At 69.5% G+C, this 12080-nt stretch carries 12 protein-coding genes and 1 pseudogene; all 13 read right to left on the reverse strand.

The features are described from left to right. On the reverse strand, nucleotides 1-336 hold a 336-nt coding region (locus G3I40_RS06020; protein ID WP_164301118.1), incomplete at its 3' end, for a DivIVA domain-containing protein. A gap of 46 nt (nucleotides 337-382) precedes the next feature. After that, nucleotides 383-667, reverse strand: a complete 285-nt coding sequence (locus tag G3I40_RS06025) for a YggT family protein (RefSeq protein ID WP_164301119.1) — start codon at nucleotides 665-667, stop codon at nucleotides 383-385. A 75-nt stretch (nucleotides 668-742) separates the two neighbouring features. Further along, entirely contained in the window at nucleotides 743-1384 is a 642-nt protein-coding gene (sepF, locus tag G3I40_RS06030) for a cell division protein SepF (RefSeq protein WP_164301120.1), read from the reverse strand. Between the two features lie 127 nt (nucleotides 1385-1511). Then, nucleotides 1512-2258, reverse strand: coding sequence for a YggS family pyridoxal phosphate-dependent enzyme (locus G3I40_RS06035; protein ID WP_164301121.1), 747 nt, complete (start codon nucleotides 2256-2258; stop codon nucleotides 1512-1514). A gap of 6 nt (nucleotides 2259-2264) precedes the next feature. Next, a complete protein-coding gene (pgeF, locus tag G3I40_RS06040; RefSeq protein ID WP_164301122.1) occupies nucleotides 2265-2996 on the reverse strand; it encodes a peptidoglycan editing factor PgeF in 732 nt (243 codons plus the stop codon). A 31-nt stretch (nucleotides 2997-3027) separates the two neighbouring features. Further along, nucleotides 3028-4251, reverse strand: coding sequence for a cell division protein FtsZ (gene ftsZ, locus G3I40_RS06045; protein ID WP_164301123.1), 1224 nt, complete (start codon nucleotides 4249-4251; stop codon nucleotides 3028-3030). A 288-nt stretch (nucleotides 4252-4539) separates the two neighbouring features. Further along, nucleotides 4540-5346 carry an FtsQ-type POTRA domain-containing protein gene (locus G3I40_RS06050; protein WP_164301124.1) on the reverse strand — a complete coding sequence of 269 codons (807 nt, stop codon included), beginning with the start codon at nucleotides 5344-5346 and terminating at the stop codon, nucleotides 4540-4542. Nucleotides 5347-5375: 29 nt separating this feature from the next. Beyond that, complete coding sequence (gene murG / locus G3I40_RS06055) at nucleotides 5376-6464, reverse strand: undecaprenyldiphospho-muramoylpentapeptide beta-N-acetylglucosaminyltransferase (RefSeq protein WP_164301125.1); 1089 nt, start codon at nucleotides 6462-6464, stop codon at nucleotides 5376-5378. Between the two features lie 6 nt (nucleotides 6465-6470). Continuing rightward, the gene (ftsW, locus tag G3I40_RS06060; RefSeq protein ID WP_164301126.1) at nucleotides 6471-7784 is read right to left on the reverse strand and encodes a putative lipid II flippase FtsW; all 1314 of its coding nucleotides are present in this window, start codon (nucleotides 7782-7784) and stop codon (nucleotides 6471-6473) included. Nucleotides 7785-7872: 88 nt separating this feature from the next. Next, nucleotides 7873-9366, reverse strand: a complete 1494-nt coding sequence (murD, locus tag G3I40_RS06065) for a UDP-N-acetylmuramoyl-L-alanine--D-glutamate ligase (RefSeq protein WP_164301127.1) — start codon at nucleotides 9364-9366, stop codon at nucleotides 7873-7875. Further along, nucleotides 9348-10421: a phospho-N-acetylmuramoyl-pentapeptide-transferase gene (gene mraY, locus G3I40_RS06070; protein ID WP_164301128.1), complete on the reverse strand. Its 1074-nt coding sequence runs from the start codon at nucleotides 10419-10421 to the stop codon at nucleotides 9348-9350. The genes murD and mraY overlap by 19 nt, the downstream gene beginning before the upstream one ends. Continuing rightward, on the reverse strand, nucleotides 10418-11812 hold the full coding sequence (gene murF, locus G3I40_RS06075) for a UDP-N-acetylmuramoyl-tripeptide--D-alanyl-D-alanine ligase (RefSeq protein ID WP_164301129.1): 1395 nt from the start codon (nucleotides 11810-11812) through the stop codon (nucleotides 10418-10420). Before murF ends, mraY begins: the two co-directional genes overlap by 4 nt. Nucleotides 11813-11816: 4 nt before the next feature. Then, nucleotides 11817-12080, reverse strand: a pseudogene (locus tag G3I40_RS06080) (UDP-N-acetylmuramoyl-L-alanyl-D-glutamate--2,6-diaminopimelate ligase); the annotation flags it as partial.

Consider the following 12080-nt stretch of genomic DNA (forward strand, 5'->3'; position numbering starts at 1 on the left):
CATCTGCTGCTGCGGCGGGCCCGATATGCCGGCGGGCACCGGGGCGCCCGGACCGCGCATGCCCTGCGGGGGCCCCTGCTGGTCCTGCGGACCACCCTGGCCCTCGGGGCCACCGGGGCCGGGGCCCTTGCGCATGCCGCCCTGCTGCTGGTTCTGGGCGGCGGCGCGGGTGGCTGCGGCGAGCTTCGCGCGCAGGTCCTCGTTCTCACGAAGGAGACGGGTCAGTTCGGCTTCGACCTCATCGAGGAAGGCATCGACCTCGTCCTCGTCATAGCCTTCTCGGAGGCGGACGGTCGTGAACTGCTTGTTCCGCACGTCCTCGGGGGTCAACGGCATCTCTTCACCTCAACGTTGTCGTCGGCATTCGGCAAGACCGTATCGTTCACAGCCGGCTCACGACGGAGATCAGGATGTAGACGATGATCATCAGTACGAAGAAGGACAGGTCGAGCGCCACGCCCCCGAGACGCAGCGGCGGGATGACCCGCCGCAGAAGCTTGAGCGGTGGATCAGTGACAGTGTAGGTGGCCTCCAGAACGACCACCATTGCCTTGCCGGGTTGCCACGAGCGGGCGAACTGGAAGACATAGTCCATGACCAGCCGGAAGATCAGCACGATGAGGAAACACATCAGCGCGATGTAGACCACATCCAAAACCACGCCCATGTCGGTGGTTCCCTCTCCCCTGTGTCTCGTGCCTCGTGACTAGTAAGTAGCTAGTCGTCGAACTAGTGCTGCGTCTCAGCTCTGGTTGAAGAACCCGCCCTCTGCGATGCGGGCCTTGTCCTCCGCCGTGACATCGACGTTAGCAGGAGACAACAGGAACACCTTCTGGGTCACCCGCTCAATGCTCCCGTGCAGGCCGAAGACGAGACCGGCGGCAAAGTCGACAAGTCGCTTCGCATCGGTGTCGTCCATCTCCGTCAGATTCATGATCACCGGAGTGCCCTCACGGAAGTGTTCCCCGATGGTACGGGCCTCGTTGTAGGTCCGGGGGTGCAACGTGGTGATGCGGTAGGGCTCCCGCTCGGACACGACCTTGGGCATGATCACCGGTGCGTTCTTCTCCAGGCTCTGGCGTTCAGGTGTGATGGATGCCACGGGGGCGATTCGCGCCGGACGTCCGGATTCAGCGGGGAGCGAAGCGGGCTGGCGCACCGGCTCGCGCTGTGCGGGCGGCTGTACCACTCGTACCGATTCGTCCGCTTCTACCGCGCGGGAGTTGTGTGACTGATGCGACGGTTCGTGCCGTCGCCGGTCACGCTCGGGCTCCGGGTCGAGCTCGGGTTCGAAGTCGTCGTCGGGGTCGAACCCCCGGCCGTCGTACCCATCGTCCTCCACGAGGCCGAGGTAGACCGCCATCTTGCGCATCGCGCCGGCCATTGCTCTGAGTCCTCCGCTCTGTGGTGGATCGGCTGACGTCAACCAAAGTGCCCGCGATCCACGTGATCTCCCCGCCCATCAGCGAGAATGACCATATTTTCTGCTGTGGTCCGACTTCTTGGCGACGTTACCCGAGCCCGGGTCGGACTCCGAGTACCGCCGTACCGACGCGCACATGTGTCGCTCCGGCCGCCACGGCCTGCTCGAGGTCCGAACTCATCCCTGCCGAGACCATGTTCGCAGCCGGATGAGCCGCGCGCAGGACAGTCGACAAATCCATGAGCCGCTCGAACGCCGCCTGTTGCCGTCCCCCGTAGGCCCCGGTGAGCGGCGCGACGGTCATCAGTCCGTCGAGACGCAGCCCCGGAGCCTCGGCCACGCGGGCGGCCAACTCCTCCACCGCGCCGGGGCCGATGCCCCCGCGCTCACCCCGCCCGTCGTCCTCGGCGTCGAGCGCGACCTGGAGCAGACAGCCCAGTTCGCGCTCCGCCCGCACGGCCTCCTTGGACAGCGCAGTGACGAGCTTCGCCCGGTCCACGGACTGCACCAGGTCGGCATAACTCACCACGGATCGCACCTTGTTGGTCTGCAGCTGACCGACGAAGTGCCAGGTCAGCGGCAGATCCGCGCAGTCCGCCGCCTTGGGCGCCGCGTCCTGGTCCCGGTTCTCCGCCACGTGCCGCACGCCGAGTTCGGCCAGCAGCCGCACGTCGCTCGCGGGGTAGGTCTTGGTGACCACGATCAGGGTCACGTCCTCGCGCTTGCGGCCCGCGGTCGCACAGGCCGCGGAGATACGTTCCTCCACCGTGCCCAGGTTCGTGGCGAGTTCTTCCTTGCGCCCCTGGAGGCCCTGAAGATCCTGAAGGTCCGTCATGTCGTATCAGTCCAGCCAGACATAGCCCGCGAGCCGGCCGGTGACCTTGTCGCGGCGGTACGAGAAGTGGTCGTGCGACTCCCGGGTGCACACCGGCGACTGCCGCCGGTCCCGCACCCCGAGCCGCTCCAGTTGCGCGTGCACACCGGCGGTCACATCGACGGCCGGCGTGCCCCAACTGGTCTCGGCGTACGCCGCGGGCTCCACCGCGGCGACCTCCGCGCGCATCTGCTCCGGCACTTCGTAGCAGCGGCCGCAGACCGCGGGACCGGTGCGGGCCACGATCCTGGCCGGGTCCGCGCCGAGCTCCGTCATCGCGCCCACGGCGGCGGGCACGACCCCGGCGATCATCCCCGGGCGCCCCGCGTGTGCGGCGGCAACGACGCCGGCGACCGGGTCGGCCAGCAGGACGGGGGTGCAGTCCGCGGTGAGCACGGCGAGGGCCAGCCGAGGCCGGGCGGTGACGATCGCGTCGACCGACGGAATATCGGCTTCCGAGGCCCAGGGCCCGTCCACCACCGCCACGTCGGGGCCGTGCACCTGGTGCATCCAGACGACCCCGGACGCTTCGAGGCCGAGCGCACCGGCGGCCAACTCCCGGTTGCGCAGAACGGCTTCGCGGTCGTCGCCGACCGCGCCGCCGAGATTGAGCTCCTCGTACGGAGCGGCGCTCACCCCGCCCCACCGGTCGGTGAAGGCGAAGTGCGCGCCGCTGTCGTTGTCGCGCTGTCCTATCACGTCGACGACGTCCCCATCACGCTGCGGAACGTCACTTCAGGAAGTCCGGGACGTCCAGCTCCTCGGCCTGGCTGTCCGGGTAGGACGGGCGGGGAACCTGCGGCGGGGTGACCGGGACCGAGGGGGTCTCGTTCGCCGGCGCGGGCGCCTCGGCCGGCTCCGGGCGCTGCTCCTCGCGCGGCGTGACGCTGCCGAGGCTGCCGAAGGTCGGCCGCGAGGGCTCGGGGGTCGACGCCGGGCGGGCCGGGGTCGGCTCCTCCCGCTTGGCCGTCGACGAGCCGATGACGGTGTCCCGCTTGGACGGGGGCTGCCCCCCGTCGAAGCCGGCGGCGATGACGGTGACCCGTACCTCGTCGCCGAGGGCGTCGTCGATCACGGCACCGAAGATGATGTTCGCCTCGGGGTGTGCGGCCTCACTGACCAGTTGCGCGGCCTCGTTGATCTCGAAGAGACCGAGGTCCGAGCCACCGGAGATGGAGAGCAGCACCCCGCGGGCGCCGTCGATGGACGCCTCCAGGAGCGGCGAGGAGATCGCCATCTCGGCTGCGGCGACCGCGCGGTCGTCGCCGCGGGCCGAGCCGATGCCCATGAGTGCCGAACCGGCCTCGGACATGACGGACTTGACGTCCGCGAAGTCGAGGTTGATCAGACCCGGGGTCGTAATGAGGTCGGTGATGCCCTGGACACCGGAGAGCAGGACCTGGTCCGCCGACTTGAAGGCGTCGAGGACGGAGACCTGCCGGTCCGAGATGGACAGGAGCCGGTCGTTCGGGATGACGATGAGGGTGTCGACCTCTTCGCGGAGTTCGGCGATGCCGTCCTCCGCCTGGTTGGCCCGGCGCCGTCCTTCGAAGGTGAACGGTCGCGTGACCACACCGATCGTCAGGGCGCCCAGCGAGCGCGCGATGTTGGCGACGACGGGTGCGCCGCCGGTGCCGGTGCCACCGCCTTCGCCGGCGGTGACGAAGACCATGTCGGCCCCCTTGAGGACCTCCTCGATCTCCTCGCGGTGGTCCTCGGCCGCCTTGCGCCCGACTGCCGGATTGGCTCCGGCGCCGAGGCCGCGGGTGAGTTCACGGCCGACGTCGAGCTTGACGTCCGCGTCGCTCATCAACAGGGCTTGCGCGTCGGTGTTGATGGCGATGAACTCGACGCCCTTGAGACCGACCTCGATCATCCGGTTGATGGCATTGACACCACCGCCGCCGACACCGATGACTTTGATGACTGCGAGGTAGTTCTGCGGTGCTGCCACGTCGAAGGCCTCTCGCCTCGAGTTACGTGTCGCCGCCTCGCGTTCTACCGATGCGACGACTGATGTCGAATGGGGACGGTCCGGACTACTAGTCGACTGCCGACCCGAACCCTAACGGTGAAGTTTAGGGTTACCAGTGTGTCTGTTTCCTGGACTCTTCCGAACCTGACACTAAGTCGACAAGTGGCGCCCGTTCAACGAACACGCCGAACCTCCCGTTTTTCTTTTCACCCTATGTGATCAGCCGTAGCGCTGCCCAACCAGGGTGCTGGCCTGCGCGGATGTGCGTCAACTCCCCGATGACGAGGGGGCGATGGGGGCACTTACATCGAAGTGCCGGGCCTTCGGGGCGGCTTTCAAGAGGGCGGTGAGGACGCGCGACTTCGTGTCACCCTTCTCCGCACTTCCCCATACGACCACGCGTCCGCCGGTGAGCTCCAGCGAGATGTCGTCGTACGAACGGACCCTGACGGTACGGGTGTCGCGCGCGACCGGCCCGGGGAGCTGCCCGGCGACGCGGACCGCCTCGCGGACCAGCCGGTCCGGGCCGAAGCGCCGCAGGCTTGCCGCCGCACCGGAGTGATCCGGTGTCAATTCCAGCCGCGGAACGCCCTTCGGGGCACGGTCCACCGTCGCGAAACGAACGCCTTCGCGGTCCACTTCGACGAACTTGCCCGAATTTCCGCCGCCTTCGACAATCAAAGCCGGCTGACGTTCCGTCACTTTCAGCCCGATTCCGTGCGGCCAGGAACGCACTACGTCAACAGAGTCGATTCGGGGCAATTTCCGCCGCAATCGGTCCTCAATGGCATCCGTGTCGACGGAAATCAGCGGGGACCCGACCGGTGCCGCGGCGGCCTCGCGCACCTGCGCGCGGGTCAGGACGTCCGTCCCGGAGACCGTGACGCGCTCCAGGCGCAGCCATTGCGATCCGTAGAGGAGCCAGATGCCGCCCGCCCCGATCAGGACGAGCAGCACTCCGGTCACGAGGAGCGTGCGTACGCTCGGCACGCGCAAGCGGCGCGGGGGCGGGCCGGACTCGGACGCCTTGGCGCCTTCTCGTTCGCCGCGGTCCGCGGTGGTCGGTCCGGCCACGCTCCCCTGCCTTTGCTTCCGTACCCGCGCTAGTGGCGTGAGTTGATCGCCTCGTACACCATCGCGACGAGGAGGTCGTCCGCGTCCCGGCGGCCGAACTCGGAGGCGGCGCGGGACATCTCGTACAGCCGGTGCGGGTCGGCGAGCACGGGCAGGACGTTGCCCTGGACCCACTCGGGGGTCAGTTCCGCGTCGTCGACCAGCAGGCCGCCGCCGGCCTTGACCACCGGCTGGGCGTTGAGCCGCTGTTCGCCGTTGCCGATGGGCAGCGGGACGTAGGCGGCCGGGAGCCCGACGGCGGAGAGTTCGGCGACGGTCATCGCGCCCGCGCGGCAGAGCATCATGTCGGCCGCGGCGTACGCGAGGTCCATCCGGTCCACGTACGGTACCGGGATGTACGGGGGCATCCCCGGCATCTGCTGCACCTGCGGCAATTCGTTCTTCGGGCCGACCACGTGCAGGATCTGGATACCGGACTGCTGCAGGAGCGGCGCGACCCGCTGGACGACCTCGTTCAGGTGGCGGGCGCCCTGGGAGCCGCCGGAGACGAGCAGCGTCGGCAGGTTCGGGTCGAGGCCGAACGCGGCGCGGGCCTCGGGGCGCACCGCGGCCCGGTCGAGCATGGCGATGGTGCGGCGCAGCGGGATGCCGATGTAGCGGGAGTTGCGCAGCTTGCTGTCCGGCGAGGAGACCGCGACCTGGGCCGCGTACCGCGAACCGATCTTGTTCGCCAGGCCGGGACGGGCGTTGGCCTCGTGCACGACGATGGGCACGCCGAGGCGCTTGGCGGCGAGGTAGCCGGGAAGCGCCACGTAGCCGCCGAAGCCGACCACGGCATCGGCCTTGGTCCGCTCCAGGATCTGCTCCGCGGCCTTGATGGTGCCGCGCAGCCGCCCGGGGACGGTGATCAGCTCAGGCGTGGGCTTGCGCGGCAGTGGCACGGCGGGGATCAGCGCGAGTTCGTATCCGCGCTCCGGGACGAGCCGCGTCTCGAGCCCCTTCTCCGTACCGAGAGCCGTGATGCCCACGGTCGGGTCCTGCCTGCGCAGGGCGTCCGCGAGGGCGAGCGCCGGCTCGATGTGGCCGGCGGTCCCCCCACCGGCGAGTACGACATGCACCGAAATTCACCGCTCTCCGGACGTACGCGCCGTGGCGCGCCGTCGCATCGTGTTCCATCTCATCCGTGGCTGCCGCATGGCGAGGGCCGCCCGCGCCGCCGGTTCGTCCCGCGCGAACGCGATCAGCAGCCCGACGGCGAACATGGTCGGCAGCAGGGCGGACCCCCCGTACGAGAACAGCGGGAGCGGGACGCCGGCGATCGGCAGCAGGCCGAGCACCGCACCGATGTTGACCACGGCCTGCGCCGTGATCCAGGTCGTCACGCCTCCCGCGGCATATCTCACGAAGGGGTCCTCCGTGCGTCCGGCCACGCGGATACCCGCATAGCCTAGAGCCGCGAACAGGGCGAGCACCGACAGCGTCCCCGCCAGACCCAGTTCCTCACCGGTGATGGCAAAGATGAAGTCCGTGTGCGCTTCGGGAAGTTGACCCCATTTTTCCACACTCGCCCCGAGCCCGGAACCAAAGAATCCGCCAGAGGCGAGGGCGTAGATCCCGTGCAGTCCCTGCCAGCACATGTCGTCCGGCCCGGCGTCGGCCCGGCCCAGGCAGGCGAGCCGCGCCATCCGGTTCGGGCTGGTCTTGATGAGCATGATGCCGATCGCGCCGGCCACCGACAGGACGCCGACGAAGAGCCGGGTGGGCGCCCCCGCGAGCCACAGCAGACCGAAGAGGATCGCCGTCAGCAGGATCGCCGTGCCCATGTCGCCGCCGAGCATGATCAGGCCGAGCAGCAGAAAGGCCATCGGGACCAGCGGCACCAGCATGTGCTTCCACTGGGTCAGCAGGCGCTTGTCGTGTTTGCGCGCCAGCAGGTCGGCGCCCCACAGGATCAGCGCCAACTTCCCGAATTCGCTGGGCTGCAGCATGAAGGGGCCGCCGAGCGAGATCCAGTTCTGGTTGCCGTTGATCGACACTCCTATCCCCGGCACCTGCACCAGGATCATCAGGAAGACGCTGACGGCGAGGATCGGGTACGCGAGTGCGCGGTGCAGCTTCACCGGCATGCGCATCGCGAGCACGAGCAGGATCGAGCCGAGGACGGCCGCGACGAACTGCTTGCGGAAGAAGTACGAGCTGGACAGGCCCATCTGCAGGGCCGTGATCATCGAGGCCGAGTAGACCATCACCAGGCCGAGGACCGTGATCAGCGCGGCGGACCCGAGGATCAGGTAGTACGCGGTGAGCGGCCGGTCCCAGGCGCGGCGGGCCCGTGCGTACAGGCGGCGCAGCGGATTGACGCGCGCCCGGTAGACCTTGCTGGTCCTCCGGGGCGGGGCCGCGGGTCGCTTGGTGGTGCGGGCGCTGCTACCGGCCATTGCCGCCCCCCGACGGTGAGCCGTACGTCAACGCTGCCACGTCCCCTCCCAAGGGTGCCCGGCGTCACCAGGCACCCCGCGGGTCCCCTCAGACGCTGGTGGCGCCGAGTTCGCGGACCGCTTCCGCGAACGCATCGCCACGCTTGTTGTAGTTGGTGAACATGTCCATCGACGCACAGGCCGGGGCCATCAGCACGGTGTCCCCCGGGCGGGCGAGCCGCGCCGCCTCCTGGACCGCCGCCGACATCGCCCCAGTGTCGGTCCGGTCGAGGTCGACGACCGGGACTTCCGGGGCGTGTCGCTCCAGGGCTTCCCGGATCAGGGCGCGGTCGGCGCCGATGAGCACCACCCCGCGCAGCCGGTCCGCGGCGCCGGCCACCAGTTCGTCGAAGGTCGCGCCCTTGGCGAGCCCGCCCGCGATCCACACGATCGACGGGTATGCCGCCAACGAGGCTTGCGCCGCGTGGGTGTTGGTGGCCTTGGAGTCGTCGATGTACGCGACGTCGGCGACATCGGCGACGTGTGCGATGCGGTGCGCGTCGGGCGTGAAGTTCCGCAGTCCGTCGCGGACGGCCGCCGGCTCCACGCCGAAGGCGCGGGCGAGGGCCGCCGCCGCGAGGGCGTTGGCGACGTTGTGGGGCGCCGGCGGGTTCACGTCGGCGACCTCGGCGAGCTCCTGGGCACTCTTGTGCCGGTCCTCGACGAAGGCTCGGTCGACCAGGATGCCCTCGACGACGCCCAGTTCGGACGGCCCCGGCGTGCCCAGCGTGAAGCCGATGGCGCGGCAGCCCTCCTCGACGTCGGCCTCGCGGACCAGGTCCTCGGTGGCCTTGTCGGCGACGTTGAAGACGCAGGCGACCTGATTGCCTTCGTAGATGCGGCCCTTGTCGGCGGCGTACGCCTCCATGGAACCGTGCCAGTCGAGGTGGTCGGGCGCCAGGTTCAGGACGGCGCCCGAGTGGGCGCGCAGGGAGGGCGCCCAGTGCAGCTGGTACGAGGAGAGCTCCACGGCGAAGACGTCGTACGCGTCTCCCACCCGTCGCCCACCACCGCCCTCAATCGAACGCGCTTCGCGCGCAGCCCTGTCTGCCAGGACGACGTCGACGATCGGCGTGCCGATGTTGCCGACGGCGGCCGTGCGCAGGCCCGCCGCGGACAGGATCGACGCGAGCATCTGCGTCGTGGTGGTCTTGCCGTTCGTGCCGGTGATGGCGAGCCAGGGCGCGGCGTTCGGGCCGCGCAGGCGCCAGGCGATCTCGACGTCGCCGACGACGTCCACACCACGCGCGCGTGCGGCGTCGAACAGCGGCGAGGAAGGCTTCCAGCCCGGCGACGTGACGACCAGTTCCGTGCCCTCGGGCAGCGTGGCCGCGTCCCCGAGACGTACGGAAATGCCCTCTTCCTTAAGAAGAGCCGCCTTTTCGCGGTGGGCCGGGCCGTCGCCGCCGTCCACGACGGTGACCGACGCGCCGAGGCCGGCCAGGGCGCGGGCGGCGCTGAGGCCGCTCACGCCGAGACCGGCGACGGTGATGCTCATCCCCTGCCAGGAACCCTGACCAGATGTCACTTCTTGGCTGCCCATCCTGCGTAGAAGAGGCCGAGTCCGACGATCACGCACATGCCCTGGATGATCCAGAAGCGGACCACCACAAGGACTTCGGACCACCCCTTGAGTTCGAAGTGGTGCTGGAGTGGCGCCATGCGGAAGACGCGCTTCCCGGTCATCTTGAAGGAGCCGACCTGGATGACCACGGACATCGTGATCATCACGAACAGGCCGCCCAGGAGGGCGAGCAGCAGCTCGGTGCGCGAGCAGATCGCGAGACCGGCGAGGGCGCCGCCGAGGGCGAGTGAGCCCGTGTCGCCCATGAAGATCTTGGCGGGCGAGGTGTTCCACCACAGGAAGCCGAAGCAGGCGCCCATCAGGGCCGAGGCGACGACCGCGAGGTCCAGTGGGTCTCTGACTTCGAAACAGGCGGCCGGGTTGGTGAGGGTCTGCGCGTTGGCGCAGGACTCCTGGAACTGCCAGACGCCGATGAAGGTGTACGCGCCGAAGACCATCACGGAGGCGCCGGTGGCGAGGCCGTCGAGGCCGTCCGTGAGGTTCACGCCGTTCGACATCGCGAGGATCATGAACAGCGCCCAGACCACGAAGAGCACCGGGCCGATCGTCCAGCCGAAGTCCTCCACGAAGGAGAGCCGGGTCGAGGCCGGGGTCTGCCCCTGGACGTCCGCGAACTGCAGGGACAGCACCGCGAAGGCGATGCCGACGGTCAGCTGGCCGGCCATCTTCGCCTTGGCCCGCAGGCCGAGCGAGCGCCGCTTGACGATCTTGATGTAGTCGTCGAGGAAGCCGACCAGGCCCATGCCCGCCATCAGGCCGAGCACGAGCAGACCCGACAGGGTCGGCGCCGCGCCCGTGATGAGCTTGCTGAGGAAGTACGCGATGAGGGTCGCCAGGATGAAGGCGATACCACCCATGGTCGGCGTGCCGCGCTTGGCGTGGTGCTCGCGCGGGCCGTCGTCACGGATGTACTGGCCGTAGCCCTTGCGGGCCAGGAGCTTGATGAGCAGCGGCGTCCCGACCAGGGTCAGGAACAGGCCGATGACTCCCGAGAAGAGGATCTGCTTCATCATCGGGCATCGACCCCGCCCTCGATCAGCGCCTGTGCCACGCTCTCCAGGCCCACCGACCTGGAGGCCTTCACGAGCACGACGTCTCCCGGGCGCAGCTCGCTGCGCAACAGGTCGACAGCCGCCTGTGCGTCGGACACGTGCACCGACTCCTCACCCCACGAACCCTCGTTATAGGCGCCCAGTTGCAACCAGGACGCTTCCCTGCCCCCGACTGCCACGAGCTTGCTGACGTTGAGCCGGACGGCGAGCCGCCCGACCGCGTCGTGCTCGGCCAGCGACTCGTCGCCGAGCTCGGCCATGTGCCCGAGCACCGCCCACGTACGACGCCCCTTGCCCATGGCCACGAGCGCGCGCAGGGCCGCTCGCATGGACTCGGGGTTCGCGTTGTAGGCGTCATTGACGATCGTGACGCCGTCCGAGCGCTCGGTGACCTCCATCCGCCAGCGGGACAGGGTGCCCGCCTCGGAGAGCGCGACGGCGATCTCCTCCACGGACATGCCAAGGTCATGGGCGACGGCGGCCGCGGCGAGCGCGTTCGACACGTGGTGCTCACCGTACAGGCGCAAGGTCACTTCGCTGCACCCGGAGGGTGTGCGGAGGCTGAAGGCGGGCTGCCCGTTCTCCGTGAGCCGGACATTCTCGGCACGTACGGCGGCTTCGGCGGCCTCTCCGAAGAGCAGCACCTTCGCCTTCGTGCGCGACGCCATGGCCCGTACGAGCGGATCGTCCGCGTTCAGGATCGCGGTGCCCTCCGCGGGCAGCGCCTCCACCAACTCGCCCTTCGCTTCCGCGATCTGCTCGCGGCCGCCGAACTCGCCGATGTGTGCGGTCCCGACATTGAGGACGACGCCGACCTTCGGGGGCGTCAGGCCCGTCAGGTACTGAATGTGGCCCTTGCCGCGGGCGCCCATCTCCAGGACGAGGAACCTGGTCTCGTCGGTGGCGGACAGGGCGGTCAGCGGCAGGCCGATCTCGTTGTTGAACGAGCCGGGCGTGAAGACCGTCGGCGCCTTGCGCTGCAGTACCTGGGCGATCAGGTCCTTGGTGCTGGTCTTGCCGGCCGAGCCGGTCAGCGCGACGAGCGTGGCGCCGAGCCGGGCGACGACGTGCCGGGCCAGCGCGCCGAGCGCGGCCTGCACGTCCTCGACGACGATGGCGGGCACGCCGACGGGGCGGGCCGCCAGGACGGCGGCCGCACCCTTTTCCACGACGTCGCGCGCGTAGTCGTGGCCGTCCACGCGCTCGCCCGCGAACGCGGCGAACAGGCTGCCGGACTCGACCTTGCGCGAGTCGATGACGACCGGACCGGTCACCCGGACCTGCGGATCCGGTATGTCGTACGTCTGCCCGCCGACGACTGAGGCGATCTCGGCGAGGGAGAGGGCGATCACAACTTCATCCCTGGGTTTGCTCGATGGCTTCGCGAAGCACCAGGCGGTCGTCGAAGGGACGCACCACCCCGGCGATGTCCTGGCCCTGCTCGTGCCCCTTGCCCGCGACGAGCACCGTGTCGCCGGGCTCGGCGCGCGCGACGGCGGCGGCGATGGCGGCGGCCCGGTCCTCGAAGACGGCGACGTCGCCGCGTTCGTGGGCCGGCACGTCGGCGGCGCCCGCCAGCATCGTGGCGAGGATCGCGAGGGGGTCCTCGGAGCGGGGGTT

The sequence above is a fragment of the Streptomyces sp. SID14478 genome (assembly GCF_010548525.1).
Classification (GTDB): Bacteria; Actinomycetota; Actinomycetes; order Streptomycetales; family Streptomycetaceae; genus Streptomyces.

Excerpts from the sequence above, each read along its gene's own strand:
- G3I40_RS06035 (WP_164301121.1), bottom strand. The coding sequence starts at position 2,258 with ATGACGGACCTTCAGGATCTTCAGGGCCTCCAGGGGCGCAAGGAAGAA.
- ftsW (WP_164301126.1), bottom strand. The coding sequence starts at position 7,784 with ATGGCCGGTAGCAGCGCCCGCACCACCAAGCGACCCGCGGCCCCGCCC.
- sepF (WP_164301120.1), bottom strand. The coding sequence starts at position 1,384 with ATGGCCGGCGCGATGCGCAAGATGGCGGTCTACCTCGGCCTCGTGGAG.
- mraY (WP_164301128.1), bottom strand. The coding sequence starts at position 10,421 with ATGATGAAGCAGATCCTCTTCTCGGGAGTCATCGGCCTGTTCCTGACC.
- G3I40_RS06025 (WP_164301119.1), bottom strand. The coding sequence starts at position 667 with ATGGGCGTGGTTTTGGATGTGGTCTACATCGCGCTGATGTGTTTCCTC.
- murD (WP_164301127.1), bottom strand. The coding sequence starts at position 9,366 with ATGGGCAGCCAAGAAGTGACATCTGGTCAGGGTTCCTGGCAGGGGATG.